Source organism: Mangrovimonas sp. sgz306409 (genome assembly GCF_059735265.1).
Genome location: NZ_JCAPEU010000009.1, coordinates 188,964 through 214,135, shown reverse-complemented (window position 1 = coordinate 214,135; position 25,172 = coordinate 188,964). Strand labels below are relative to the sequence as shown.

General features: G+C 38.2%; 27 protein-coding genes. 9 read left to right on the top strand and 18 right to left on the bottom strand.

The annotated features are described in order from the left end of the window. Window position 1: 1 nt before the first annotated feature. The 4 genes from AC6I5C_RS15660 to gcvP all read right to left on the bottom strand — a co-directional run bounded on the left by AC6I5C_RS15660 (window position 2) and on the right by gcvP (window position 5,399). On the bottom strand, window positions 2–844 hold the full coding sequence (locus tag AC6I5C_RS15660; protein ID WP_497905957.1) for a glycosyltransferase family 2 protein: 843 nt from the start codon (window positions 842–844) through the stop codon (window positions 2–4). 20 nt (window positions 845–864) lie between these two features. Beyond that, a complete protein-coding gene (locus AC6I5C_RS15655; RefSeq protein ID WP_497905956.1) occupies window positions 865–1,386 on the bottom strand; it encodes a class I SAM-dependent methyltransferase in 522 nt (173 codons plus the stop codon). 2 nt (window positions 1,387–1,388) lie between these two features. Further along, on the bottom strand, window positions 1,389–2,447 hold the full coding sequence (locus AC6I5C_RS15650) for a 3-oxoacyl-ACP synthase III family protein (protein ID WP_497905955.1): 1,059 nt from the start codon (window positions 2,445–2,447) through the stop codon (window positions 1,389–1,391). Window positions 2,448–2,549: 102 nt separating this feature from the next. Continuing rightward, on the bottom strand, window positions 2,550–5,399 hold the full coding sequence (gcvP, locus tag AC6I5C_RS15645) for an aminomethyl-transferring glycine dehydrogenase (protein WP_497905954.1): 2,850 nt from the start codon (window positions 5,397–5,399) through the stop codon (window positions 2,550–2,552). 121 nt (window positions 5,400–5,520) lie between these two features. Here gcvP and AC6I5C_RS15640 point away from each other — a divergent pair, with 121 nt between their 5' ends. After that, entirely contained in the window at window positions 5,521–6,351 is an 831-nt protein-coding gene (locus AC6I5C_RS15640; protein ID WP_497905953.1) for a UbiA prenyltransferase family protein, read from the top strand. Here the strand turns inward: AC6I5C_RS15640 and AC6I5C_RS15635 are convergent. From AC6I5C_RS15635 to AC6I5C_RS15605, 7 genes are all read right to left on the bottom strand, one after another. Beyond that, window positions 6,328–6,591 carry a hypothetical protein gene (locus tag AC6I5C_RS15635; protein ID WP_497905952.1) on the bottom strand — a complete coding sequence of 88 codons (264 nt, stop codon included), beginning with the start codon at window positions 6,589–6,591 and terminating at the stop codon, window positions 6,328–6,330. The genes AC6I5C_RS15640 and AC6I5C_RS15635 overlap by 24 nt on opposite strands. A gap of 4 nt (window positions 6,592–6,595) precedes the next feature. Continuing rightward, entirely contained in the window at window positions 6,596–7,144 is a 549-nt protein-coding gene (locus AC6I5C_RS15630; protein ID WP_053977347.1) for a sigma-70 family RNA polymerase sigma factor, read from the bottom strand. A gap of 460 nt (window positions 7,145–7,604) precedes the next feature. Further along, window positions 7,605–8,186: a class I SAM-dependent methyltransferase gene (locus AC6I5C_RS15625; RefSeq protein ID WP_497905951.1), complete on the bottom strand. Its 582-nt coding sequence runs from the start codon at window positions 8,184–8,186 to the stop codon at window positions 7,605–7,607. 164 nt (window positions 8,187–8,350) lie between these two features. Next, window positions 8,351–9,088 carry a DUF2071 domain-containing protein gene (locus tag AC6I5C_RS15620; RefSeq protein WP_497905950.1) on the bottom strand — a complete coding sequence of 246 codons (738 nt, stop codon included), beginning with the start codon at window positions 9,086–9,088 and terminating at the stop codon, window positions 8,351–8,353. Further along, complete coding sequence (locus AC6I5C_RS15615) at window positions 9,081–9,461, bottom strand: DoxX-like family protein (RefSeq protein ID WP_497905949.1); 381 nt, start codon at window positions 9,459–9,461, stop codon at window positions 9,081–9,083. Before AC6I5C_RS15615 ends, AC6I5C_RS15620 begins: the two co-directional genes overlap by 8 nt. A 45-nt stretch (window positions 9,462–9,506) precedes the next feature. Continuing rightward, window positions 9,507–10,010, bottom strand: coding sequence for a GbsR/MarR family transcriptional regulator (locus AC6I5C_RS15610; protein ID WP_497905986.1), 504 nt, complete (start codon window positions 10,008–10,010; stop codon window positions 9,507–9,509). A 289-nt stretch (window positions 10,011–10,299) separates the two neighbouring features. After that, a complete protein-coding gene (locus AC6I5C_RS15605; protein WP_076663355.1) occupies window positions 10,300–10,521 on the bottom strand; it encodes a CDGSH iron-sulfur domain-containing protein in 222 nt (73 codons plus the stop codon). 295 nt (window positions 10,522–10,816) lie between these two features. Here AC6I5C_RS15605 and AC6I5C_RS15600 point away from each other — a divergent pair, with 295 nt between their 5' ends. Further along, window positions 10,817–11,920, top strand: a complete 1,104-nt coding sequence (locus tag AC6I5C_RS15600; RefSeq protein ID WP_497905948.1) for a ScyD/ScyE family protein — start codon at window positions 10,817–10,819, stop codon at window positions 11,918–11,920. A 66-nt stretch (window positions 11,921–11,986) separates the two neighbouring features. Here the strand turns inward: AC6I5C_RS15600 and AC6I5C_RS15595 are convergent, their stop codons facing one another. The 3 genes from AC6I5C_RS15595 to AC6I5C_RS15585 all read right to left on the bottom strand — a co-directional run bounded on the left by AC6I5C_RS15595 (window position 11,987) and on the right by AC6I5C_RS15585 (window position 15,859). Continuing rightward, window positions 11,987–14,023: a M3 family metallopeptidase gene (locus AC6I5C_RS15595; RefSeq protein WP_497905947.1), complete on the bottom strand. Its 2,037-nt coding sequence runs from the start codon at window positions 14,021–14,023 to the stop codon at window positions 11,987–11,989. 198 nt (window positions 14,024–14,221) lie between these two features. After that, entirely contained in the window at window positions 14,222–14,701 is a 480-nt protein-coding gene (gene purE / locus AC6I5C_RS15590; RefSeq protein WP_053991708.1) for a 5-(carboxyamino)imidazole ribonucleotide mutase, read from the bottom strand. Between the two features lie 3 nt (window positions 14,702–14,704). Next, window positions 14,705–15,859, bottom strand: coding sequence for a 5-(carboxyamino)imidazole ribonucleotide synthase (locus AC6I5C_RS15585; protein ID WP_497905946.1), 1,155 nt, complete (start codon window positions 15,857–15,859; stop codon window positions 14,705–14,707). A gap of 172 nt (window positions 15,860–16,031) precedes the next feature. Here AC6I5C_RS15585 and AC6I5C_RS15580 point away from each other — a divergent pair, with 172 nt between their 5' ends. From AC6I5C_RS15580 to AC6I5C_RS15560, 5 genes are all read left to right on the top strand, one after another. Further along, on the top strand, window positions 16,032–17,141 hold the full coding sequence (locus tag AC6I5C_RS15580; protein ID WP_497905945.1) for an adenylate kinase: 1,110 nt from the start codon (window positions 16,032–16,034) through the stop codon (window positions 17,139–17,141). Beyond that, the gene (locus tag AC6I5C_RS15575) at window positions 17,141–17,362 is read left to right on the top strand and encodes a PLD nuclease N-terminal domain-containing protein (RefSeq protein ID WP_497905944.1); all 222 of its coding nucleotides are present in this window, start codon (window positions 17,141–17,143) and stop codon (window positions 17,360–17,362) included. Before AC6I5C_RS15580 ends, AC6I5C_RS15575 begins: the two co-directional genes overlap by 1 nt. Before the next feature lie 36 nt (window positions 17,363–17,398). Continuing rightward, window positions 17,399–18,397: a GTPase ObgE gene (gene obgE / locus AC6I5C_RS15570; RefSeq protein ID WP_497905943.1), complete on the top strand. Its 999-nt coding sequence runs from the start codon at window positions 17,399–17,401 to the stop codon at window positions 18,395–18,397. 138 nt (window positions 18,398–18,535) lie between these two features. Further along, the gene (locus tag AC6I5C_RS15565; RefSeq protein ID WP_497905942.1) at window positions 18,536–19,069 is read left to right on the top strand and encodes a DUF4136 domain-containing protein; all 534 of its coding nucleotides are present in this window, start codon (window positions 18,536–18,538) and stop codon (window positions 19,067–19,069) included. 39 nt (window positions 19,070–19,108) lie between these two features. Beyond that, window positions 19,109–19,834 carry an SDR family oxidoreductase gene (locus AC6I5C_RS15560; RefSeq protein WP_497905941.1) on the top strand — a complete coding sequence of 242 codons (726 nt, stop codon included), beginning with the start codon at window positions 19,109–19,111 and terminating at the stop codon, window positions 19,832–19,834. 32 nt (window positions 19,835–19,866) lie between these two features. Here AC6I5C_RS15560 and AC6I5C_RS15555 read toward each other — a convergent pair whose 3' ends face one another. Both AC6I5C_RS15555 and AC6I5C_RS15550 read right to left on the bottom strand, forming a co-directional pair. Further along, a complete protein-coding gene (locus tag AC6I5C_RS15555; protein ID WP_497905940.1) occupies window positions 19,867–21,252 on the bottom strand; it encodes a T9SS type A sorting domain-containing protein in 1,386 nt (461 codons plus the stop codon). Further along, complete coding sequence (locus AC6I5C_RS15550; protein WP_497905939.1) at window positions 21,249–21,740, bottom strand: hypothetical protein; 492 nt, start codon at window positions 21,738–21,740, stop codon at window positions 21,249–21,251. The genes AC6I5C_RS15555 and AC6I5C_RS15550 overlap by 4 nt, the downstream gene beginning before the upstream one ends. A 92-nt stretch (window positions 21,741–21,832) precedes the next feature. Here AC6I5C_RS15550 and AC6I5C_RS15545 point away from each other — a divergent pair, with 92 nt between their 5' ends. Both AC6I5C_RS15545 and AC6I5C_RS15540 read left to right on the top strand, forming a co-directional pair. Beyond that, a complete protein-coding gene (locus AC6I5C_RS15545) occupies window positions 21,833–22,564 on the top strand; it encodes a tetratricopeptide repeat protein (RefSeq protein WP_497905938.1) in 732 nt (243 codons plus the stop codon). Between the two features lie 87 nt (window positions 22,565–22,651). Further along, window positions 22,652–24,007: a UDP-N-acetylmuramate--L-alanine ligase gene (locus tag AC6I5C_RS15540; RefSeq protein ID WP_497905937.1), complete on the top strand. Its 1,356-nt coding sequence runs from the start codon at window positions 22,652–22,654 to the stop codon at window positions 24,005–24,007. Here the strand turns inward: AC6I5C_RS15540 and AC6I5C_RS15535 are convergent. Next, window positions 24,000–24,707, bottom strand: coding sequence for a lycopene cyclase domain-containing protein (locus AC6I5C_RS15535; protein WP_497905936.1), 708 nt, complete (start codon window positions 24,705–24,707; stop codon window positions 24,000–24,002). The genes AC6I5C_RS15540 and AC6I5C_RS15535 overlap by 8 nt on opposite strands. Beyond that, window positions 24,707–25,165 carry a sterol desaturase family protein gene (locus AC6I5C_RS15530; protein ID WP_053977359.1) on the bottom strand — a complete coding sequence of 153 codons (459 nt, stop codon included), beginning with the start codon at window positions 25,163–25,165 and terminating at the stop codon, window positions 24,707–24,709. Before AC6I5C_RS15530 ends, AC6I5C_RS15535 begins: the two co-directional genes overlap by 1 nt. Window positions 25,166–25,172 lie beyond the last annotated feature (7 nt).

Sequence of the window (25,172 nt, the reverse complement as noted above, 5' to 3'; positions counted from 1 at the left end):
ATTATCTGCCAAGAATGCCTTTCCATCGTAAGGATCGAATGAAATCACCTTCCGGTTTTGAGACCAAATACTCCAATCCATTTTGCTTGGCCTTAAAGTAGCCTATGAGATAGTCTTTAAACAGGCTGGGATTTTTCTTTTTCATTGCCAATTTTAAAGCAGCAATACTGGTTATGGTAATTCCATAGCGCATTTTGTACATGGCCTCTCCCTGTTTGTATTTGGAGTTTTTTTGATACTGGGCTCCTGTTGGTTTCAGGTGTTTTACCTTTAGGTTAGTGTCCGTGGCCATTTGCCAACCGTGATATTGTGCCAAAAGAGTGTCGACCGTATCCCAGCCAATGGATCGTTTTAAGCCGCCAATATCTTTAAAACATTGTTTTCTGTAGGCTTTTATTGGGCCTCTAACATGGGTTTGTTTGGCAATGTTTTCATAAACCCAGTGGTCATTTTTTTCAATGTAGAGAATACCTCCTGCAATCCCTATAGTGTCGTTGCTTTTAAAAAGTTTAGCGACTTTTTCAAGATAATTGGGAGGGAAAATTAAATCGGCATCAAACTTACAAATGATGTCATAGGCGCCATCTAAAGTTTCAAGTCCCTTGTAAAAGGCATTCACAACTTTGGAGCCAGGTTGATGTTCTTGTGATGAGGAAATATCAATTACCGAAATCCAAGGATATTTATTGGCGAATTCCTGGGCGACTTTTAGTGTTCCGTCAGTTGAATTGTCGTTAACCACGACCAGTTGTTTCGGCAATAAGGTTTGCGCCACCAAAGATTCCAAAGTCACCTTTAGGGTAATTTCTTCGTTGTGGGCAGGTATGACTATGCTAAAATCCAAAGGATAATGAGGCTTTCAGTTTAAACACGCTCAGCATATACAATATAGTATCTTGGCGTAAACCAACGTAAGATAGGTCTAATGCCAATCTTTTTGGTTGGATTGGTCCACTTGTCAGTTGCAATAATTTTCCAGCCAGCTTTTTCCAAAAGCCAATCGAATTGCCAATCTTCAAATTCGTGGTAATGACGGTCCCAAGGATCTGTTTTGCTTCGGTAAGCAGAGGAAAACCATAATTTTAAAGGGATACTCGCCACGAGTTTATCTGCCTTAATAGATTTAAGAACCGTATAAGGCGATAATAAATGTTCGAATATTTCAAACGCCGTGACCACTTCTGCATTGGAATTGATAATGTTGGAAACATCTTCATCCAAATCTTCACCTTTCGTATTCGTCACTGAAAACCCATGTTCCTTCATGACTTCTGTAAATGGGTTGGGGACGCCAAGGTCTAAAATATCGGCACTTGTCGGGACGTGGCTTTTTAAAAATTCTATGGTTTTCTTGTAGCGCTTATGCGGAAATTTTCCTTCGTACATTATTAATATTTGTAAACTATGGCGTTGATGTGCATTCCGGCACCAACACTTGCAAATATAATAACATCACCTTTAGATAAAGATTGATTTTCAATTTTATTCTGAAGCACCAAATCCAAAAGGGTTGGCACCGTGGCTACGGAACTATTTCCCAGTTTCGAAATGCTCATGGGCATGATTCCTTCAGGAATATTCGCTCTATAAAGTCTATAAAAACGCTTTAAAATCGCTTCATCCATTTTTTCATTGGCCTGATGGATGAAAATCTTTTTTACATCCTCTATGCCGTAACCACTGTTGTCCAAACAGGTTTTCATGGCCTGAGGCACATGGGATAGGGCGAATTCATAAATCTTGCGCCCGTCCATTTTAATGTATCGAGTGTCAGGGTTGAGGTCTTTGTTATAGGAATTTCCAAAATGGAGATAATAGGCTTCATCGTAGGCATAGGTAGCGGTTTCATGCGAAAGAATGCCCCCTTCTTCATCAGTGGCTTCAATAATGCTGGCTCCAGCACCATCGGAATAGATCATGGAATCCCTGTCGTGTTTGTCTACTACGCGACTTAAGGTTTCAGCGCCAATTACGAGGCAACGTTTGGCGATTCCAGCTTTAATGAAGGCCTGTGCCTGAATGACTCCCTGAATCCATCCTGGACATCCAAAAAGGATATCATAGGCCACGCATTTTGGATTTTTGATTCGAAGATTATGTTTCACCCTAGAGGCCAAACATGGCACCATATCGCTTTGTATGGTATTGTGTTTAACGTCTCCAAAGTTGTGGGCCACGATGATATAATCCAAAGTTTCTGGATCGATGTTGGCGTTGGAAATGGCTTTTTCGGCGGCAAAAAAGGCAATGTCGGAACAGTTCAGCATTGGGTTCACGTAACGCCTTTCCCCAATTCCTGTAATGGCCTTGAACTTTTCAATGATTACTTCATTGCTGTGGCCGAAACTTGATCCGTCTGAATTTAAAAAAATGTGTTGATTGAAGTCTTCGTTTTTTTCGATGGAGCTTGGAATGTAACTTCCAATACCAGTAATCTTAATATTCATAAAGAAGAATGCCTTTAATTTTCGCTAAGGTACAATAGGAAAATTAAAGGCATTAAATATTTAGTAACAATTTACGATGTTCAAACTAGTGTTTGACCATGTTTAGGCTTCCATATATTCTTCAATTGGAGCACAAGTACAGATAAGGTTTCTATCTCCAAATGCGTCATCTACACGTCTTACCGATGGCCAAAACTTGTTTTCTTTCACATAATCCAATGGGAAAGCAGCTGCTTCACGAGTGTATGGGAACAACCATTCATCCGATGTCAACATCTCTAAAGTATGTGGCGCATTTTTAAGAACGTTGTTAGCGTCGTCTTTACTCGCCTGGTCAATTTCATTTTTGATAGAAATCATGGCGTCACAGAAACGATCCATTTCGTCTTTGCTTTCACTTTCGGTAGGCTCGATCATCAAGGTTCCTGCAACTGGGAAAGATACCGTTGGAGCGTGGAAACCGTAGTCCATTAAACGTTTTGCGATGTCTGTAACTTCAATGCCGTTAGCTTTAAAGGCACGACAATCAACAATCATTTCGTGAGCGGCACGTCCACATTCGCCAGAATACAACGTGTCAAAACTTCCTTGTAAACGAGACTTGATATAGTTAGCGTTCAAGATGGCTGTTTTGGTAGCTTCTGTAACACCTTCAGCTCCTAACATTTTAATGTATCCGTAAGAAATCAAACATACCAAGGCAGATCCGTAAGGTGCTGCTGAAATGGCAGTGATGGCTTTTTTACCTCCAGTTTTTACCAATGGGTTTCCTGGAAGGAATGGCACCAATTGCTTGGCAACACAAATAGGTCCAACGCCAGGTCCACCACCTCCGTGAGGAATGGCAAATGTTTTATGTAAGTTCAAGTGACATACGTCGGCACCAATGTTTCCTGGATTTGTAAGTCCAACTTGAGCATTCATGTTGGCTCCGTCCATGTACACTTGACCTCCGTTGTCGTGGATAATTTGAGTGATTTCCTTAATTGCAGATTCGTAAACTCCGTGTGTAGAAGGATAAGTTACCATGACACAAGAAAGGTTGTCTTTGTGCAATTCTGCTTTTTGGCGTAAGTCTTCAACATCAATGTTTCCTTTGTCTGTAGATTTGGTAACCACTACTTTCATACCAGCCATAACCGCACTCGCAGGGTTAGTACCGTGTGCAGAAGAAGGAATCAAACAGATGTTTCTATGGTGGTCTCCACGAGATTCGTGGTAAGCCTTAATTACCATAAGACCTGCAAATTCTCCTTGAGCTCCAGAGTTTGGTTGCAAAGAAGTGCCAGCAAATCCAGTGATTTCTGTTAATTGGTCTTCAAGAGCCTTTAACATAGTCAAGTATCCTTTGGCTTGTTTTGCAGGAGCAAATGGGTGAATGTTGGTCCATTTTGCCCAGCTCAATGGTAGCATTTCTGCAGCAGCATTAAGTTTCATGGTACAAGATCCCAAAGAAATCATGGAGTGGTTCAAAGAAAGGTCTTTGCGTTCCAAAAACTTGATGTAACGCATCAATTCTGTTTCAGAATGATACTTGTTGAAAACCTCTAGAGTTAAGAATTCTGAGTTTCTCTTAAGATCTTCAGTAATATGATTAGCTTCTTCAATAGAAGTTAATTTAATCGTTTTCTTTTTGGCAGCTTTTGCAAAAATTTCAATGATTTCATTCACATCGCTTAAAGATGTTGTTTCGTTAATTGAAATAGTTACTGTATGCTTGCTTGGGTAGAAGAAGTTTACCTTATGGTCTTTAGCAATTTCTTTGATTTTTTTCGCTTTGGCTTCAATTTGAAGCGTATCAAAGAAGCTCGAGTTTAATTGCTTATAACCCAATTTTTCCAAAGCAGCAGATAAACTGGCTGCAGAGTGGTGCACTTTATTGGCGATAAATTCCAAACCTTTTGGTCCGTGGTACACGGCGTACATTCCAGCCATAACAGCCAAAAGTACTTGCGCAGTACAGATGTTTGAAGTAGCCTTATCACGCTTGATGTGCTGCTCACGAGTTTGAAGCGCCATACGTAGAGCTCTGTTACCGTTGGTGTCTTTGGTTACTCCAATGATACGTCCAGGTATGTCACGCTTGTAAGCTTCTTTAGTTGCAAAGTAAGCGGCGTGAGGACCACCAAATCCCATTGGGATTCCAAAACGCTGTGTTGTTCCTACTACTACATCGGCACCAAATTTTCCTGGAGCTTCCAATTTTACCAAACTCAAAATATCGGCAGCAACAGCTACTTTAATTTGAGCCAATTGTGCTTTTTCAATGAAAGTTTTGATATCTGTAACCTGACCGTCTTTTCCTGGGTATTGTAGAATAGCACCAAAGAAATCTGAAGAGAAGTCAAATTCAGCTTCATTTCCTACTACCAATTCAATGCCAATTGGCAAGGCACGGGTTTCAAGTAGGGATAAGGTTTGCGGTAAAATTAAATCGGAAACAAAGAATTTGTTTACACCAGCTTTCTTTTGGTCTCTAGAACGTACGGCAAACAATAAGCTCATGGCTTCTGAAGCAGCAGTACTTTCATCCAATAAAGACGCATTGGCAAGCTCCATACCTGTAAGGTCTGTAATCATGGTTTGGAAGTTCAATAGGGCTTCCAAACGACCTTGAGCAATTTCTGCTTGGTATGGCGTGTAGGCTGTGTACCATCCTGGGTTTTCAAAAATGTTACGTTGAATAACGGCAGGAAGGATAGTTGGGTGGTAGCCTAAACCAATATATGTTTTGTAAACTTTATTTTTATTAGAAAGTTCATGAATATGGTTGAGGTATTCGTTTTCGGTCATTGGAGCATCGAGCTTCAAGTCTTTCTGTAATCGAATATCATCCGGAATTGTTTCGTAAATGAGTTGGTCTAAAGAGTCAACACCTATTGTTTCTAACATCTTTTTTTGGTCTTCCTCTCTTGGACCAATGTGACGCAAAGCGAAAGCATTTGTATTCATTCTAAAAAAATTGTGTTTTTGAGGCGCAAAATTACGGAATTAATCATGGTTTTATGTTAATGATAATGAAAGTTTTTTAACCAAATGAAGCTCTTATTAACACTTTAATTATTTTTGTGAGGTGAGGTTCCTAAAACGCATTTTCAATTTTTACATCAACAGCAGTATTCACGTGGCTTTGGCGGTCTATGCCATGTCTTGGATTACCCTAATGGAATACAATTTGCCTTACGATGAAGCCGTGCTGTATTTTATATTTTATGCCAGTATTACGGGATATAATTTTGTTAAATTTTTTGGGTTGGCCAAGTTTCACCACCGAAGTCTGGCCTATTGGCTAAAATTCATTCAGGTTTTTTCCTTTGTTTGTTTCTTATTGATGTGCTTTTATGCTGCGCGGTTAGAGCTTAAAACATTACTTTATATTGTCTTTTTTGGAGCAGTTACTTTCTTGTATGCCGTTCCATTTTTACCAAGAAAAATGCTATTTGACAAAAATCAAAACTTGAGAAGTATAAGTGGTATAAAGGTGTATGTAATTGCTTTGGTTTGGGCAGGGGTTACAGTCTTGTTACCTTTGTTAAATGCAGATTATCCTATTGGTTTGGAAGAACTATTGCCGTTTCTGCAGCGATTTATTTTGGTATTGGTGTTGATATTGCCTTTTGAAATAAGGGATTTAAATTATGATAGCTTGAAGCTGTCTACCATTCCGCAGAAAATAGGTATCAAACGAACTAAAATTTTTGGAGGCACCTTGTTATTGGTCATGTTGGGATTGGAGTTGATAAGACATGGCCAAGATATAAGATTTAAGCTTTGTCTTTTGGTGGTATCCTTGGTTCTGGGAGCCTTTTTATATTTTGCTAGTAAGAATCAGAGACCTTATTACTGCAGTTTTTGGGTGGAAGGGATTCCTATCTTTTGGTTATTGTTGCTCTTGGTTACGTAGAAAAGCATCAAAATTTTGATGTAGGTTTTGGCGTTCCTTTTCTTTCAGACATTCTATATTGGATTCCTTCATCACTTTAGTGAGCTTTTTGTTCTGCTTTGAGTAGGATCTGGTCATTTTGCACCAACAAAACCTGAAGTTGAATTTTAATTTTTCCCAAAAAGAGGCTTCTCCATATTGAGAGCGGTCGCATATTTCAAGTGCTTCATCACAGGATATAAAAAGGATACTTTTTTTCATAAAATTAAAACCAATTTTGTTCGAGGCATTCGGCCATTGCAGTTCTGGCCCTATGGATGATAACCCAAAGGTTAGACGGCGTTATTTTTAATTCATTACAGATGGTTTCAGTATCCATGCCCTCAATTGTTTTCATTCTAAACACCAAGGCTTGCTTTTCAGGAAGTTTGCTCATGCACTCATGGATGGCATCTCCCAGTTCTTTGTTTTCCAGTTTGCCTTCGGCGGTTTTATCAAGATCGGCCACGCGTTCTGCCAACCAATCGCCATCATCTTTTGGTGAATTATAGGAAATCCGTATTTCGGCCTGTCCTTTTTTGGAGTTTGATTTTCGATAGTAATCAATAATTTTTCGCTTTAAAATTGAAATGAGCCAAGTACGTTCACTGGCTTCACCCTTGAAGTTTTTCATGGATTTCAATGCCGAAAAAAATGCTTCTTGAACCAAGTCTTTGGCGGTTTCCCTATCGTTTACCCTAGCAATGGTATAATTGAACAGATAATCGGAGTAAAGCGCGACCCATTTGGTTGGATCTAATTGGTGTTTTGGCATATTGTCTTATATCTGTTTCTTCAAATTTAGGATAAAAAAATCAGTTTCTATGGTCCTTACTGGTAATATGTTAAAAGGAATATAGTGCTTAAATATGTCCAGAATATTGTAAATGCAATATGCACGGTTGTTTCAAATGTTTTTCCTTTCCAAAGTTTTGGAGAGTAGACAAACAATTGGAAAAGTAACCGAATTAACCAAAATGCTCCAAGTCCTAGGGATATTGTTTTTCCGAAGTTGGTATTTATAAGTTCTGAAGATGATGTAAGGCAAAGTATACCCATTAACAGAACAGTCAAGGCAATAAAGAACGTATGCACACCTAACAGTTGCCTTGTCATTAAACTAGCTGTTTGGAGTTCTTTTTGCCAATTGAAATATTTTGGAAACCCAATGTGAATTAATGCCAATAGAATTAAAAGTGTGCCAATGATTTTAAAGTGAATATACATGAGTTTTTTTATGATGGTTTACATATGAATTGTGATATAAAGGGAGTCAATTTTTGTTCTTCCATGGAAGAGAATCCAGCCTGGTTAAGAACTTTTAACCAAGTAGTTTTAGAGAAGAAATGCGTGTAGCCAACACTAAAGGCCAAAAAGTTGGGTAAATCACGTAGATGCTCAACAATGATTACATCTCCATTTGTTTTGCAAACTCTGTGACATTCTTTTAGGAACAGCACTTTTTCTTCATTTGATCTTATTTCATGAACTGAAGCTAATAGGAAGATTAAGTCAACCGAATGGTCTTCAAGTGGGATTAATGAAGTGGATATTTGTTCGGTGTTTGGATAGTTAAAACTAACCTTTCGCGCTCTAACAATGGCAGGTTCTGTATGTTGTTCCGGATTGTAAAAGTCAAATACTTTTAATGACGAATTGGGAAATTTGGTTTTTAAAATATAACTAGTTTCATCAAAACCAGCATTAATATTGAGAATTTTGATAGGCAAATTCTTGTTGAAATGTTCAAGTTGTAACCAATGAAATGAATAGAACTTAGAAAAATCATACACATAGGCAGATACTAACAATGGCATAATTAGTCCGTATAAAAAGATGCCAATTACACTTCAAAAAAAATATCCAGAAACAGGAAGTGTGCGAAGGGTTAAGATTAGTAATGTCAATACACTTAGACCTGCAATGTAGAAATGTCTGTTGAAACTTAATATGTTTAGGGCACCTTGAAATTTTCTTCGTTTTAATTCCATAATTCTGTTCTTCCTTTTTTCCAGTAATAGGGGATGTTTTCTATAACAAAAGCATTTGCTAAAATGGGATGGTTTAAACCAAGTTTATTTAAATAATCGATATTGTAGTGTACAACTTCTATTGGCTTTGGTTTCCAGTTTTGTCTGACACCTTCAATGATCAAAACTTCATTTCTGGTTTTATTAAAGGTAAATGTAAAAGGTAGAGGACCTGCAAAGCGCCTGGCTACCTTCCAATCGTTAAATGGGGAGTACTTGGGCAGACTAATGTCATTTTCAGAATTCCGTAGTTTGATTGAAAGTTTTGAGTTATTTGAATGGATGGTATACTCGTTTTTCTTTTTTGTTAGCAGAACATCGGTTGAGGTATAGTTATAATGGGTGAATAGGTTGCCGGTAAAGGCCATTCTTTTTGTATCCGTCTCGGATTTTAGGATGTACAAGCCACGCAGTCGTTTTCCGGTTGGGCTTGTATAACGAACAAAAATGCGATAGCCAATCAAAAAGAAATCATTGCCCATCCATTTTGGAGTGCCTTTAGGACGTAAATCTTTGGTCTGTACCATGGCTATTGCCATAAAGCCCCATTGGTTTTGAAAGAGGTCGAGCTCTAGGCATTTTGGTATAAATGGTTCAAGTTCTGTTTTGGGAACAGCAAAGGTCAAGACGGTGGAGGTTTTGAAAAAAGCCTCTACAGCAAACGGATGATTTTTTAAATTATTAAGCATATATTCTAGGGTTGTCGGTTAAGTGAAGAAAAGCAACAAAAGCAATAAATAAAAAGGCGAAGACAGCATTTAGCTGGCCCCATAGCAAGAGGTCTTGTGCTATTGTAAACTCAAGTGTATTCATAAGTACTACAGCAACAATTTGAATAATTACATTGATTTTTTTCTTAAAACCAATAAGGAACCAAACACCAATCATTATCTCTAAAAGGCCTATTGAGAAGGTGATATTTCTTGAATTGTGGTCTCCCAAAATTCTACTTACAATAAGTTCGTGTCGAGGAACAAGGTTTAGAACCTTGCATAGAAGTCCATTGATTATCCAAACTGAGGTAATTACTATATTCGACATTTTATTGATTTTTGTTTTCATGTATTCTATATTTTCAATAATTATTGAAAATAAAATTTAAAAAAATTATGAAAATAGTTTTAGCAACGACTTGGTAAGCCAATTTTGTTGAGTGTTTACCATTTTATTGATCATAGCATCAGTGGTCTCCGTTAGTTCGTGTAGTGCTTTGGTTTGTTTTATTAATTCCTTTGTTTTTTCTGAGCCATCATCTTCTATAGAAGAGACGTCAGCCAAAATTTTAATCACTGGTTTGATTTCTCTACGACTACGTTCTTTTGCAATGGTTCTGGCCAATTCCTGCACATCTTTTTCAGTGGTAAAAAACTCCTTCCTTTCTCCAGGGATCAATTCTTTCGTTACAATGCCCCAATCCATAAGCTGTCTTAAATTCATACTGGTATTACCTCTGGAAATCTTAAGTTCCTCCATAATATCCTCCATTGATAATGGTTTTGGAGATACAAATAAAAGTGCTTGGATTTGGGCCATGGCTTTGTTAATACCCCAAAGAGTTCCCAAACTTCCCCAGGTACTTATAAATTTATCTTTTGCTTCTTGGTAATCCATATCACAAATATATAACATGTTTTTTAAACTTTCAATAATCATTGAAAGTTTGTTTGTGAATTAAAATCTTTATCAAAGCTTATGTTTCTTGACTAAGTTTCAGAAAAGAAGAAGATGCTCCTGAATATCTTAATCGAAGTAGTATCAAATCTGAGAATAATTCGGAATACATTGTTCAAAAAAAAAAAATCAACTGCACTAGAAACAACTATTGTTGAGTACAATTGATTTTTTATGGATTAGCATTAATACTGTAATAAAACTACCCGTAAAGAATTAGTTAGGAGTTTTATGGCTTCGGAGGCAAGTCGAAAGCTTTGGCCTCATGTTCAAAATGGTTGCGATGGCTGCCATCACAAAACGGTTTGTTCTCTGATCTTCCGCAGCGGCAAAGCGAGACTAAAGTTCGGCCTCCTAAGCCGTAGACATTCCCTTCTTTATCGACAATTTCAAAATCGCCATCTACTTTTACGCTACCGTTGCTAAGTATTGTGAGTTTGGTTTTAGACATATTTGATATATTATTAGTTGTTCATAGCTAAGATATGCATTTTTAAAATTTCGTCTACAGTTTTGCGTTATATGTCGCCTAAATAAAAGGTTATGAGTGAATTGGATTTATGTTTGTTTGATTTTTAGTATCTTTAATACTCTCCCCTATAGCTGGTTATTGCCTTCCATACTGAATTTTTTTCTTTAAAATTTACAGTTTGGGCTTCCGTTTCTACCTCATTTAATCTTCTGTTCTGGGTTTAATAATTCAGTTCTCTGAATTCAAGTGCAATCAAACTTAAAAACTTATCAAAATGAAAAAATCATCAATTAGGGGAGTGGCTGCCATGTTGGTCCTTCTTGTATTTGGCTGTAGTTCTGAGCCAGTATCCCAATCAGACGCAACGGTTATTAACCCAACGCTTAATGGCGCTGCCGCTGATGCTAGCCGTAAGGAGGCAGGGTCTTTAAATGGGCCATTATTTGACCTAGCTCTAAGTCCAAACAATAACATTTTAGTAGCCGATGTACCGGTTGGTATTTCTACTTCACTGGGAGCATTGCAATTTTCGCTTCCAGGGGTAACATCTATTGCTCCTATAGGGAATGGAGTCATGTGGGCAGCAAGAGGTGGAGGTGGCCAGAACACTATGGACTCTGGTCAAGCAATTTATCGTGTTGGAAATGGAGGTGTCAATCAAATTGCGAATCTATTTCTATTTGAGGAAGAAAATAACCCGGACGGGCAAGATGTAGATTCCAATCCTTATGCGGTTGCGGCCACAAATGCCAATGAAGCTTTGGTGGCGGATGCAGGCGCTAACGATTTGCTGAGGATCGACAATCAGGGTAACATTGAAGTGGTTGCCGTATTTCCAAATGAATTGGTGTCAACTGCAAATGTTCAAGCCTTAGTAGGTTGTCCGGAACCTATTCCGGGATTCGAGTTTCTTTGCAACGTACCAATGATGCCTGCTCAAGCAGTTCCTACATCTGTAGCTATTGGTCCTGATGGCTATTATTATGTTGGAGAGTTAAAGGGCTTTCCTGGGCCTACAGGTGCGTCTAATATCTGGCGTATTGCTCCAGATGCTTCAGGAGCCATGTGTGGCTCAAGCGAAGATTGTGTAAAGTTTTTTAGCGGAGGTTTTACATCTATTGTGGATTTAACGTTTGGTCCTGATGGTAATTTGTATGTAGCAGAACTTGATGAACAAAGTTGGTTTGCTGTGGAAGTGTTACAAACAGGAATGGGAGGTAACATTAAGATGTGCGATATGCAAACGAAACAGGTTACAACCATTGCTACAGGTATTCCTTTGCTTACGGCCATAACATTTGATAAGCAGAGCAATCTATGGGCGACACAAAACGCCTTGATACCTGGCTTGGCCGAGGTGGTACAGATTTCTTATTGAGAAGAAAAATTCTATTATATCAAAAAGAAAAGGGCGATAATCATCGCCCTTTTCTTATGTTAAAAACTATTGTTTTTCTATCAAACCAGCTCTTCTTAAAAGTGCTTCTGGTTGAGGTTCTTTGCCTCTAAAACGCTTGTATAGTGTCATGGGATCTTCAGTGCCACCTTGCGATAATATGTTATCCATGAACTTTTGGGCCACTTGTTTGTTGAAAATGCCCTGTTCCGTGAAATACTCAAAAGCATCTGCGTCTAAAACTTCGGCCCATTTATAACTGTAGTATCCCGAAGAATAGCCTCCTTGGAAAATATGGGAGAAAGAGGTGCTCATACAGTTTTCTGGAACATCTGGGTAGAGTCTAGTGCTTTCAAAAGCTTCGATTTCGTGTTTTTTCACATCCGTAATTGGTGAAGGGTCTTGACCGTGCCAGCTCATATCCAAAAGTCCGAAACTCAATTGTCTTAGGGTTTGCATACCTTCATGGAACGTAGCTGATTCCTTGATTTTATTCACTAATTCCATTGGAATTAATTCGCCAGTTTCGTAGTGCTTAGCAAACAATTCCAAAGCTTCTTTTTCATAGCACCAGTTTTCCAAAACTTGGCTCGGAAGCTCTACAAAATCCCAGAATACACTAGTTCCGGACAAACTAGGGTAGGTGGTGTCGGCCAACATACCGTGCAGGGCATGACCAAATTCGTGGAACAAAGTGGTTACCTCATTAAATGTCAATAATGAAGGTTTGCTTTTTGTAGGTTTAGTAAAATTGCACACAATGGAAATATGAGGTCTTTCATTGGTGCCATTTTTTCTAAATTGTGGTTTGAAAGATGTCATCCACGCACCGTTTCTTTTTCCCGGTCTAGGAAAAAAGTCGGCGTAGAAAATGGCTACTAAATCACCTTGTTCATTAGTAACTTTATAGGTTAGGACATCAGTGTGGTATTTGTCAATATCATGAATTTCTTCAAAATGAAGTCCATATAGTTTTTGAGCCACCGTAAAAGCCCCATCAATTACATTTTCTAATTTGAAATACGGCTTTAGCTTTTCGTCATCCAAATCAAAAAGTTTTTGCTTCAATTTTTCAGCGTAATAGGAAGAATCCCATTTTTGAAGCACTTCAATGCCGTCCAATTCTTTGGCAAACTCTTGTAGGTTGGCAAACTCACGTTCTGCTGCAGGTTTCGCTTTCTCAAGTAATTCGTAAAGGAATTTGTTGACATTGTCTGGGGTTTTGGCCATACGCTCTTCCAATACAAAATGAGCATGGGTTTTATAGCCCAATAGGTTGGCGCGTTGGTAACGAAGCTTAGCAATTTGCAACACGTTTTCCTGATTGTCCAGCGTATCGTTTTTGAATGCTTTGGCTCCAAAGGCAATGGCCAATTTTTTGCGTAATTCCCTATTGCTTGCATAGGTCATGAACGGAATGTAGCTAGGGTAATCCAAGGTGATGATCCAACCCTCCACGTTTTTGGATTCCGCCAGTTGTTTGGCTGCTTCTTTAGCGCCTTCTGGCAGTCCATCCAAATCTTCTTCATTGGTAATGACCATCTCGAAGTTGTTGGTTTCAGCCAGTACATTTTCGCCAAACTTCAACTTAAGTTGACTTAATTTTTTGTCAATTTCCCGTAGTTGTTGCTTTTTGTCTTCGGGTAAGTTGGCCCCGTTTCTTGAAAAGCTTTTGTATTTTTTATCCAATAAGGTGCGCTGCTCCGTGGTCAACTCTAATTCATCTTTCATCTCATAAACAGCCTTGATACGCTTAAAAAGATCCTCGTTTAAAGTGATGTCATTACTGAATTCCGATAATAAAGGAGAAACCTCTTGCGCTATTTTTTGAATTTCGTCATTGGTTTCAGCAGAATTTAAGTTGAAAAAAATACTCGAAATGCGATCCAATTGTTCCCCTGAAAAATCCAAAGCTTCCACCGTATTTTGAAATGTTGGCGCTTCCGGATTAGTGGTAATTGCATCAATTTCGGCTTTAGCCTGAGCAATTCCTTCTTTGAAAGCTGGTAGAAAATCTTCGTTTTTTAGTTTTGAGAATGGGGCAGTATTGAACGGCGTATCAAATGGTTTGTTGAGAATATTCATATGGAGGGCATTAATTTGACCTAGGTTGTACTCCTTTTCTTTAGGACAACAATTTTAGGATTAATTAACGATATTTTTTGATTTGTTTTTGAATTATATTGCTACTTTTGTCCTCGAATCATTAAAGGCGTCAGAAATGACTCTTAAAATAATTGATTAATAGCTTTAAAACCTCGACTTCCGTCGAGGTTTTTTTATTTATAGGTTTTTTGCCGACTCTATTACGGCAGCTTTAAGTCCTTCTTTGTAAACCATAATTTTATCCAAGACACATTTATCGGAACTTCCAATAATTTGTGCTGCCAAGATGCCGGCATTTTTGGCGCCGTTTAAGGCTACAGTTGCCACAGGTACACCGCCTGGCATTTGCAAAATAGACAGAACAGAATCCCAACCATCTATGGAATTGCTACTTTTTACAGGAACTCCAATAACAGGAAGTGGGGATAAGGAAGCAATCATGCCAGGTAAATGGGCGGCTCCACCAGCACCAGCAATAATTACGGAAAATCCTCTGGTATGGGCATGTTTGCCATAGTCGAATAGTTTTTCAGGTGTACGGTGAGCGGAAACAATATCCACTTCAACTTCAATGTCGAATCCTTTTAAAATATCAATAGCGTCCTGCATTACTGGCAGGTCGCTCTTACTTCCCATGATGATTCCTACTTTACTCATATTTTATTCGCTTATTACTTTTATTGTACTTTTTACTTGTTCGGCAACCCTTCTTGCTTCATTGATGTCTTCATTTACGATGGTAACATGTCCCATTTTTCTAAATGGTCGCGTTTGCTTTTTACCATAAATATGCGGGGTTACACCATCAAGTTTCATGATGTCTTCAATATTTTGGTAGACCACATTTCCTGTGTGCCCTTCAGCACCTACTAAATTAACCATAATTCCACCAACTTTATTATCGGTGTTTCCTAAAGGTAAGTTTAAAATGGCTCTTAGGTGTTGCTCAAATTGCGAGGTGTAGCTAGCCTCAATGGTTTGGTGTCCAGAATTGTGAGGTCTAGGTGCGACTTCGTTCACCAAAATCTCGTCATCTTTTGTTTGGAACATCTCTACGGCCAATAGCCCTACATGTTGAAATGCCTCCGATACTTTTAAGGCCACGCCCTTCGCTTTTTCGGCTACTTTATCGTCTATCCTTGCCGGACAAATAACGTACTCCACTTGATTGGCTTCTGGGTGAAATTCCATTTCTACCACAGGATATACTTTCATTTCTCCATCTGGAGTTCTTGCCACAGTAACTGCCAATTCATTTTTGAAAGGCACCATTGTTTCAGCAATACACTCTACATTTGGCAGTTCCTTTAAATCTGCTATCTCTCTAACAATTTTCACCCCATTCCCATCATATCCAAATTGGGCACTTTTCCAAACAAATGGCAAGGTAAGGCCTCCGTTGTGGATGGCTTCCTCAATTTCTGAAGTGTAGGCAAATCGGTTAAAATCTGCGGTAGGTATGTTGTGGTCTCTGTAAAAGAGTTTTTGGGTAGCTTTATTTTGAATGCTTCTCAAGGTTTTGGAAGCAGGGTATACTTTAATTCCTTCTTTTTCCAAGGTTTCAAGAGCATCTACATTTACGTTTTCAATTTCAAAGGTAAGAACATCTACCTGCTTACCGAAGTTATAAACGGTATCAAAGTCCATTAAATCCCCTTGTTGGAATTGGTTGCAGGCAATTTTACAAGGCGCTTCGTTACTTGGATCAAGGACGTAGGTGGCAATGTCAAACTTTCTGGTGTCATAGAGCATCATTTTGCCCAATTGCCCACCACCAAGAATACCTAGTTTAAATTCAGAAGAGAATAAATTCATATGTATTTCCCAGAAAAAAGGGAGTTGTTTTAGTTATACTTCAATCTTATAATGAGGCTACAAAAGTACAAATCAAAACCCTGTGAAAAAACTAAAAAACAAAACAATCTAAAGCAGAATTCGCAAATCCTTACTCAAATGATTATCTTTGCGTTTCTAAAATTAAAAACAAGTGATCAAACTTCACGACTTATACTTTAAACCATTTGTTTCAGAACAAGAATTGGAGGGGACCGTACAGCGTATGGTGGACCAAATTTCTGAAGATTTGAAGGATGAGGTGCCCGTGTTTGTGGGGATTTTAAATGGATCGTTCATGTTTGTGAGCGATTTTGTAAAAAAATACCCTAAACCATGTGAGGTGACCTTTATTAAACTGGCATCCTACGAAGGCTTGAAGTCTTCCGAAGATATCCAGAGATTGATTGGCCTTACCCAGGATTTATCGGGACGTACGGTTGTAATTTTGGAAGACATTATTGATTCCGGAAGGACATTGGCAGAAGTGCACAGGATCTTTAAAAACGAAAATGTGAAGAACCTGATCATTGCCACTTTGTTCTTTAAACCGGAAGCGTACAAAAGAGATTTTAAACTTCATTATGTAGGTTTGGAAATTCCCGACAAATTTATTGTAGGCTACGGATTGGATTACGATGGATTGGGAAGGGACTTGCCTACCATATACCAATTAAAAACCACACAACACATGACAAACTTGGTACTATTTGGACCTCCAGGGGCCGGAAAAGGAACACAAGCAGAATTTTTAAAACAGAAATACAATTTGGTACACATCTCTACAGGTGATGTGTTTCGATACAACATTAAAAATGAAACAGCCTTAGGGATGTTGGCTAAGTCCTACATCGACAAAGGTGAATTGGTTCCAGACCAGGTTACAATTGATATGTTGAATGCAGAAGTTGAAAAGAATGCCGATGCCAATGGGTTCCTTTTTGACGGATTTCCACGTACCAATGCACAGGCAGAAGCTTTGGATAAGTTGATGGATAGCAAGGATTCTCAAATCAATGCTATGATTGCATTGGAAGTTGACGATGAGGTATTGGTTGAGCGTTTGTTGGAACGCGGAAAGACCAGTGGAAGAGCCGATGATGCCGATGAAAGCATCATTAGAAACCGAATTGTTGAGTATTACAATAAAACAGCCATTTTAAAAGATTACTATTCAGCCCAAAACAAATATTTTGGAGTGGATGGTGTTGGAAGTATCAAAGATATTACTGAAAGACTAAGCGAGGTAATTGATAAGTTGTAATGGAAATGGTATCTGTTGGAATTTTTCAAGGAGTCTTGTTGATTGTTGCTCTGATTGGCGTACTGCTGCCTTTGTTGGCACTAATTAGTGTTTTGAGAGGTAGGTTTAACGGTAACGAAAAGCTACTTTGGGCGCTTGTGGTAATATTTGCACCTTTTCTTGGTTCTATTTTGTATTTCGCCATAGGAAGATCCAAGCGTTTATCTTATGTCGCTATATAGATATTAAAACACAGACCTTTATATACAAGGAATAATATGACGGAAGGAAATTTTGTAGATTATGTAAAAATCCATGTGTCTTCTGGTAAAGGAGGCCAAGGGTCTGCTCATTTACATCGTGAAAAGTACATTGCCAAAGGTGGTCCCGATGGGGGTGACGGTGGTCGTGGAGGACATGTTATTATTAGAGGAAACAGTAACCTTTGGACATTACTTCACCTAAAGTTTAAACGACACGTCCGCGCTGGACATGGAGAAAACGGAAGCAAGGCCAGGAGTACAGGTGCCGATGGAGAGGATATGTACATCGATGTGCCTTTGGGAACTGTGATACGGGATACCGAAACCAATAAGATTTTATTTGAGATCACCGAGGATCAAGAAGAAAGAATCTTGGCCGAAGGTGGCATGGGAGGTCGCGGAAACTGGCATTTCAAGTCGGCTACAAACCAAACACCGCGTTACGCGCAACCAGGAATGCCTCTTGAAGAAAAAGATGTTACTTTGGAGCTTAAGGTGTTGGCAGATGTTGGTTTGGTAGGATTTCCTAATGCGGGGAAATCTACCTTGCTGTCTGTGATTACTTCAGCTAAACCCAAAATAGCGGATTATGAGTTTACGACATTGAAGCCTAATTTGGGAATTGTGGAATATCGTGATTTCCAAACCTTTGTAATGGCCGATATTCCGGGGATTATTGAAGGTGCTGCCGAGGGTAAAGGATTGGGACATTATTTCTTGCGTCACATCGAGAGAAATTCTATTTTACTGTTTTTGGTGCCTGCCGATGCCAATGACATTTTGGAGCAATACAATATTTTGTTGGATGAGTTAAGACGTTATAATCCAGAAATGTTGGATAAGGAACGTATGGTGGCCATCTCAAAATGTGATATGTTGGATGATGAACTCAAAGCAGAACTAAAGGAAGAATTAGATAAGAGTTTGCCAATTCCGTATATATTTATTTCTTCTGTAGCTCAACAAGGGATTACCCAACTTAAAGACAAACTATGGAAAATGCTTAATCCATAGGGACGATTTCATCTAAAAATATAAAAGGCTTGGAAAGTTTCATTTTTCAAGCCTTTTTTTTTTCTTTTTTATTGTTGGATAATTAGTGTGAATAGCTGGCAAAAATTACATTTCACATTTTGTATCTTTATAAGAAAAATGAAGAACCGTTTTTCCCTCTTTATCTGCCTTCTTTTTTTGTCCTTGGTTGCTTGCGCTCCAGTTAGGGTTAATTATGATTATGAAAGGAACACAGATTTTTATAAATATAAAACCTATAACTACTTTCAGGATTTAAATATTGGTATGAGTGAATTGGATGCCAATCGGTTTTTGGATGCTTTGGATGCTGCTATGGTAGCTAAGGGCATAGTACTGTCTGATTCTCCAGATTTTTTAATAAATGTTCAGAGTAATGCCTATAACGTGGGAAGTCAAAGTTCCGTGGGCGTTGGTTTTGGTGGTAGCGGCCGAAATATGGGAGGAGGCATTTCTGTGGGAATTCCTGTTGGGCAATCTACCTTAAATAGGAAGATTCAAGTAGATTTTGTGGATCCCCAAGGAGGAGGCTTGTTTTGGCAGGCGATAAGTGAAGATTCCTTTTATCAAGATGATGCTCCTGAAGCTAAAGAAGAAAAATTCAAAAAAATCGCAACTGAAATTTTAAAGGGTTACCCTCCAACAAAAAAATAAATTAAATAATTGCATAAATAGAAGTCGTAAAATAAAATCATGGAAACATTAGAACATAAGGTTGCTCTAATTACAGGAGGAACAAAAGGAATTGGTTTTGGCATTGCCCAATCATTAATGGCACAAGGAGTGAATGTGGCAATCACGAGCAGAAGCAGTGCTACAGCACATGAAGCGGCAGGAATGTTAAATGCCCATAAAACGACTAAGGCCAAAGCTATTGGAGTAAAGGGGGATGTAAAGGATTTTGAAAGTTTAAAGGAAGCGGTGGCCGATGTCTTGAGTGAGTTTGGGCAATTGGATATATTGGTTGCAAACGCGGGAGTTGGGCATTTTGATTCTGTTGAGGATTTAAGTGTAGAGGATTGGAAGGATACTATTGACACCAATCTTACCGGAGTGTTTTATACTCTTAAAGCGGGAGTTGAAGCTTTGAAAAAATCAAAGGGATATTTTATAACCATTTCCAGTTTAGCGGGAACCAATTTTTTTGTGAATGGTTCGGCTTATAATGCCAGCAAATTTGGGGTGACAGGATTTACCCAGGCTGCAATGCTCGACTTGAGAAAGTACGGAATTAAGGTGAGCACTATTATGCCTGGCTCTGTGGCTACTTATTTTAATAACCATGTGCCAAATGATAGTGATGCTTGGAAAATACAAAGTGAGGATATTGGCGAGTTGGTTGTGGATTTAGTTAAAATGAATCCTAGGACGTTGCCGAGTAAAATAGAAGTGAGACCATCGATGCCACCTAGTAAATAAAAAAGAGCCCGCTTTGGCGGGCTTTCTTTTTGTTAATTTTTAATGACTTTTTTTGTTGCAATCAGAATATTATTGGCGTAAAAATTGGCCAAGTAGATACCACTTTCAAGCTGACTGATGTCTAATTGAGTTGTGCCATTATTCAATTGTGAGGAGAAGATTTGCTTTCCGTTTAAATCACTAATCTCCACTGAAAGGTTCTGATTGAGCTCACTATTAAAAGTGATATTTATAATGTCAGAGGAGGGGTTGGGATATAAGGAAATGTCCATCGTGTTCTGTTCGCTTGTAATTTTGCCTATTGATAAGGTGTAATCAATGGTCCAGGTAACACTGTGCACGTGAAGTGTTTCATGGTTGTCAACATTCACCAAGGAAGACTCGTCAATTACAATGGCTGTTAAGGTGTTGCTTCCAGAAGCTAAATTCTCTTCGTAAAGACTTATTACACTGTCTTCTGCTGCCAAATCCAATCCATTAAAATCCCACGAAATATTGAGGGAATTAGGTTCAGGATTTATGGTATTCAGTTGAAATTGCAATGGAAAAGTCGGATTTTGAATGGCGCTGTTTTCAGGGGTGAAGGAAGCTATAGGGGAAACCAAACTATGTATTTTTTCTATGATTCCCTCGGTGCAGACTGAGCAAAAATCTTCCCCTAAGTATTGCATTTTACAGGATTGATGAGGTTTGTACCAAGTGGCGGATAGACCTGAAGTGCCATAAGCGTAAGCTCCAATATTGTTGGTGCTATACCAATTTTTCCATTTAATGAGTTCAGGATTGTTTTCTTGGGTCATATTATAAGCTTCCCCAAAATAAACGTCTCCCGCATAGTATTCGTCTTTCAAGTCGGCGAAGGAATGACCTAACTCATGAATCGCTATTTCGGTAGCGGCTATTCCTGTAGAGCAAATTGCGAAATCGCCTCCGCTTCCACCATAATAAGGCGTATTTACCAATACGATTCCTTCATCATATTGGGGAACATTGGTTGCCAAGACAGTTGCAATTAAGGCACTGTTTGGGGTGAACAGTAATCTATGGATATTGTAATTATCAAACGAGGAACCAAAGTAATTATCTATAGTAACCACAGGCTCGGCAGTTGATGGTTCATCTGGAGCAGTTCCAGAATGGGAAGCCCCACTCTCGTTGGAAATTACTTTAATGGCATATAGGTTAAAGTAATTTTCATATTCCAAAAATGGAGATTGAGAAAACAGATAATTAGAAAAATTAGTTACATCGGTTATGAATTGGTCTTGTTCTTCTAAGGTGTAGCCGTCTCCCATAACCACGAAATTGATTCTGGTATCATTGGTTCCTGAGTATTTGATGGTCTCCACTTCAAACACTTGGGAATAGGTGATATTGGCTAGAAATAATAAAACAAGCGAGAGTAATTGTTGTTTCATAAGCGATTTAGGCGGTTGGTTGCTAGTTCAATTTTTTGGTTGTTTTCAGAAATCAAATATAACACTATAAATTCTGCCTCAGGATGGTATTGCATTTTAATAGGAAGGTCAATTTCTTGAAATTCTACAAGCTTGCTTTCTAAGGAACCATCTTCACTCATAGTTTCAAAGTGTTTTATAAACGGGTGTTCAATAATCAATTTGTTTAAGACCGATTTGTTTTTGGAAAGTAAAAGGCATTCAATATCCCCTGGTTTTGGAATAGAGTTATTGATTTTTTTTAGTTTTCCTTCGGTAATAATGTTGTTGATGAGTTCCACATGATATTCTTGATTCTCTTTTTTTATATGGTAATTCAAGAACAAAAGCTTTGGCGATTTTTGGATTTCAACAGAATTATTGAGGGTGGTTTGTTGGGCCGTTTTGCAAGAAAACAGCAGGAATGGAAATGCGAAGAACAATAAGGGCCATTTTATTTCAAATGTCATCTTTAGAAAATCTCGTTCACTGCCGAAATATACGCATCTTTGTAAAAACAAGAAAGTGTCATTATCTTTAATACTACAAGAACAGTAACTCTATGCGTTGGTTGATTTGCTTAATTTTTTTGCCTTTGGTTGGGTTTGGTCAATTGGATCGGAAATTGGTTCGGACTTTAATCGAGAAAAAGGAATTTACTCAGGCAGAAACTTTATTGTTGCCTTATGTCAAAGGTTTTGAAGATTTGGAAGCCATAGAGTTGTTGGGAGACGTTTATGGTCACCAAAAAGAATGGGATAAAGCGATTTCAGAGTATGAAAAGTTGGTAGAGATACGTCCTAATATTGCTAATTATCAATATAAATATGGAGGTGCCTTAGGCATGAAAGCACTAAGCATCAATAAAATTAGGGCATTGGCCATTATTGGAGACGTCGAGGATGCGTTCTTAAAAGCGGCTAGTTTGGACCCAACTCATATTGATACTAGGTGGGCCTTGGTGGAGTTGTATGTGAAGCTCCCCATAATTTTAGGTGGTGGCTTGGATAATGCTATGCAATATGCTATTCAGCTGGAGGAACTGTCTCTGGTAGACGGCTATTTGGCTAAGGGCTTTGTGTATTTCAATGGTGAGGATTTTGGCTTGGCCGAAACCTATTATAAAAAGGCCGTTGTGGTTGGGGGCTCTTTAACTTGTTATAAGAAGCTTATAGAATTTTATATGTCGCAAGGCGAATTGGAAAAGGCTCTGAAGAATCTCCAAGAAGCTTACGCTAAATTTCCCAATGAAGATCTTTTACGGCAAATAGAGGATCTTAAGCAAAAAATCTAATCCATTAAGTTGTATGCAAAACTTATGTAAGGAAGCTTCGGCCTTACAGCAGCAATCCTTATATTTGAACACTTACAAACCTATGTTATGAACGTACATTTTATAGCTATTGGCGGGGCAGCAATGCATAATTTAGCCATCGCATTACACAATAAAGGATATCAGGTAACCGGAAGTGATGATGAAATTTTTGATCCTTCCAAATCAAGATTGGAAAGTAAAGGCTTGTTGCCAGAAGCCTATGGATGGTTTCCTGAAAAAATTACTGCCGATTTAGATGCTGTAGTATTGGGAATGCATGCCAAAGCTGATAACCCTGAACTTTTAAAAGCTCAGGAATTAGGATTGAAAATCTATAGTTATCCTGAATTTTTGTACGAACAATCCAAGCATAAAACACGTGTTGTTATTGGTGGAAGTCATGGTAAGACCACGATTACATCCATGATTTTGCATGTCATGAATTATCATGATATTGATGTGGATTTTATGGTGGGTGCCCAATTGGAGGGTTTTGATGTTATGGTAAAACTTACCGATGACAATGATTTTATTGTTTTGGAAGGTGACGAATATTTAAGTTCTCCGATAGATCGTAGACCGAAGTTCCATTTATACCAACCCAACATCGCTTTGTTGAGTGGGATTGCTTGGGATCATATCAATGTATTTCCAACTTTTGATAATTATGTTGAGCAGTTCAAAATTTTTGTGGACAGTATTGTTAAGGGAGGAAGTATTTCATACAATGCCGAAGATGAAGCATTGAAACGTGTTGTAGAAGCTAGTGAAAATACGATTAGAAAGTTGCCTTACTATACACCAGAATATACTGTTGAAGATGGGGAAACTCTATTGGAAACACCAGAGGGACCACTTCCTATTGAAGTATTTGGAAAGCATAATTTAAACAATCTCGCTGGAGCCAAGTGGATTTGTCAGCATATGGGGGTAGATGAAGATGATTTCTACGAAGCTATTGCAACTTTTAAAGGAGCTAGTAAACGCTTGGAAAAGATAGCGGAAGGAAAAACATCCGTGGCCTATAAAGATTTTGCACATTCTCCAAGTAAAGTGTCGGCCACGACGACAGCTATGAAAGAGCAATATCCGGACAAAACGGTAGTGGCTTGTTTGGAATTGCATACTTATAGTAGTTTGAATGCCGAATTTTTAAAAGAATACAAAGGCGCTCTGGATGCTGCCGATGTTGCTGTGGTGTTTTATTCGCCTCATGCGGTAAAGATTAAGCAATTGGAAGAGGTGACTCATCAACAAATAGCGGATGCATTCGAAAGAGACGACCTTATTATCTATACCGATCCAGAAGCGTTTAAAGACTATTTGTTTTCACAGGATTTTACCAATAAAGCTCTATTGTTAATGAGTTCAGGAAATTATGGAGGACTTGATTTTAATGCTGTAAAATCAATTATCAAGTAATTGCATGTTGGGTATTTTGAATGTTCTTGGTTTTGAAATACCTATAGCATTCAATATTTAAAAATATAAGCAACATGCCATAAACACTATCCTCAATGGGGATGGTGGCAATTCTAATACCTAGGTTTTCACTATTGTTATACCAAACAATGGGAGCGTCCAGCAAAGAACCTGTTAAAATGCCATTGCTGGCTATAAAAAACGGTAATATACAAAGGTAGGTGAGGTAATGAAAAGCTAGGTTGACTTTCCTGAATTTTAGGTAGAGTAAATACAGGGCGCAAAGGCCAAAGGCACTTAGTGTATAGAGTTTGTCAAAATTTAAAACTGCTATAATCGTAAAAACCAGAATTAGAATTGTCGTGATTTTTGCCTGAATTGTGTTCAATGGATTCTTTGCAATCAGAGAGTTTAGTGCGAAATAAGTAAATACGCAGGCAAATGGAATACAGATAAAAAATAGAATTTCTTCAATAGGTAAATCGGCAATATTTGTGCTCAGCAAATAGTCGCTGTTAAATCCCCAAACGCCAATATTGGTGAAATACCAATCCCAGATTAAAAATAATAAGGTCACTATTACATTGCCTTTAAAAAAGGCTTTCCAATCTTTATAAAAAGGATATTTCCTGTAGAAACTGGCAATAAGAGGAATAAGGATACAGGCAAAATTTACAAGTAGATAGGTGTAGGGCCTCATTATGCTTTGAACTGTTTATGAAATTTTTTGGGAACCCATAGCATTCCGAAGCACTCACCGTCTTCCTTGTCTAAATGTTTGTGATGTACTTTATGGGCTTTTCGTAGCCCAATGAGGTATTTATTCTTAATATTCTTAAACCATTTAAAGCGTTGATGAATTAAAACATCATGGATTAAGAAGTAAGCAATGCCATAGAAAAAAATGCCCAAGCCAATAAAAAACATAAAGTTTAATTTTGGGACAGCTCCAAAATAGAATAGGGCTATACTGGGGATGGCAAAAATGATGAAAAAAGCATCGTTTTTCTCAAATACATGAGGGTATTTAGGTTGGTGGTGGTCTTCATGGAGATACCATAAAAAGCCATGCATGATATATTTATGGGTAAACCAAGTAACCAATTCCATAAAGGAGAATGTGAGAACGGTAATTGCTATGTACAATAGAATTTCCATACCAATA

Bases quoted from the DNA above. Each gene is read 5' to 3' on its own strand.
- AC6I5C_RS15550 (WP_497905939.1), bottom strand. From the start codon at position 21,740: ATGACATTTGAAATAAAATGGCCCTTATTGTTCTTCGCATTTCCATTC.
- AC6I5C_RS15555 (WP_497905940.1), bottom strand. From the start codon at position 21,252: ATGAAACAACAATTACTCTCGCTTGTTTTATTATTTCTAGCCAATATC.
- AC6I5C_RS15620 (WP_497905950.1), bottom strand. From the start codon at position 9,088: ATGCTTAATAATTTAAAAAATCATCCGTTTGCTGTAGAGGCTTTTTTC.
- AC6I5C_RS15535 (WP_497905936.1), bottom strand. From the start codon at position 24,707: ATGAGGCCCTACACCTATCTACTTGTAAATTTTGCCTGTATCCTTATT.
- AC6I5C_RS15605 (WP_076663355.1), bottom strand. From the start codon at position 10,521: ATGTCTAAAACCAAACTCACAATACTTAGCAACGGTAGCGTAAAAGTA.
- AC6I5C_RS15575 (WP_497905944.1), top strand. From the start codon at position 17,141: ATGGAAATGGTATCTGTTGGAATTTTTCAAGGAGTCTTGTTGATTGTT.
- AC6I5C_RS15610 (WP_497905986.1), bottom strand. From the start codon at position 10,010: ATGGATTACCAAGAAGCAAAAGATAAATTTATAAGTACCTGGGGAAGT.
- AC6I5C_RS15635 (WP_497905952.1), bottom strand. From the start codon at position 6,591: ATGAAAAAAAGTATCCTTTTTATATCCTGTGATGAAGCACTTGAAATA.
- obgE (WP_497905943.1), top strand. From the start codon at position 17,399: ATGACGGAAGGAAATTTTGTAGATTATGTAAAAATCCATGTGTCTTCT.
- AC6I5C_RS15585 (WP_497905946.1), bottom strand. From the start codon at position 15,859: ATGAATTTATTCTCTTCTGAATTTAAACTAGGTATTCTTGGTGGTGGG.
- gcvP (WP_497905954.1), bottom strand. From the start codon at position 5,399: ATGAATACAAATGCTTTCGCTTTGCGTCACATTGGTCCAAGAGAGGAA.
- AC6I5C_RS15625 (WP_497905951.1), bottom strand. From the start codon at position 8,186: ATGCCATTGTTAGTATCTGCCTATGTGTATGATTTTTCTAAGTTCTAT.
- AC6I5C_RS15540 (WP_497905937.1), top strand. From the start codon at position 22,652: ATGAACGTACATTTTATAGCTATTGGCGGGGCAGCAATGCATAATTTA.
- AC6I5C_RS15595 (WP_497905947.1), bottom strand. From the start codon at position 14,023: ATGAATATTCTCAACAAACCATTTGATACGCCGTTCAATACTGCCCCA.
- AC6I5C_RS15530 (WP_053977359.1), bottom strand. From the start codon at position 25,165: ATGGAAATTCTATTGTACATAGCAATTACCGTTCTCACATTCTCCTTT.
- AC6I5C_RS15565 (WP_497905942.1), top strand. From the start codon at position 18,536: ATGAAGAACCGTTTTTCCCTCTTTATCTGCCTTCTTTTTTTGTCCTTG.
- AC6I5C_RS15650 (WP_497905955.1), bottom strand. From the start codon at position 2,447: ATGAATATTAAGATTACTGGTATTGGAAGTTACATTCCAAGCTCCATC.
- AC6I5C_RS15545 (WP_497905938.1), top strand. From the start codon at position 21,833: ATGCGTTGGTTGATTTGCTTAATTTTTTTGCCTTTGGTTGGGTTTGGT.
- AC6I5C_RS15655 (WP_497905956.1), bottom strand. From the start codon at position 1,386: ATGTACGAAGGAAAATTTCCGCATAAGCGCTACAAGAAAACCATAGAA.
- AC6I5C_RS15600 (WP_497905948.1), top strand. From the start codon at position 10,817: ATGAAAAAATCATCAATTAGGGGAGTGGCTGCCATGTTGGTCCTTCTT.
- AC6I5C_RS15560 (WP_497905941.1), top strand. From the start codon at position 19,109: ATGGAAACATTAGAACATAAGGTTGCTCTAATTACAGGAGGAACAAAA.
- AC6I5C_RS15615 (WP_497905949.1), bottom strand. From the start codon at position 9,461: ATGAAAACAAAAATCAATAAAATGTCGAATATAGTAATTACCTCAGTT.
- AC6I5C_RS15630 (WP_053977347.1), bottom strand. From the start codon at position 7,144: ATGCCAAAACACCAATTAGATCCAACCAAATGGGTCGCGCTTTACTCC.
- purE (WP_053991708.1), bottom strand. From the start codon at position 14,701: ATGAGTAAAGTAGGAATCATCATGGGAAGTAAGAGCGACCTGCCAGTA.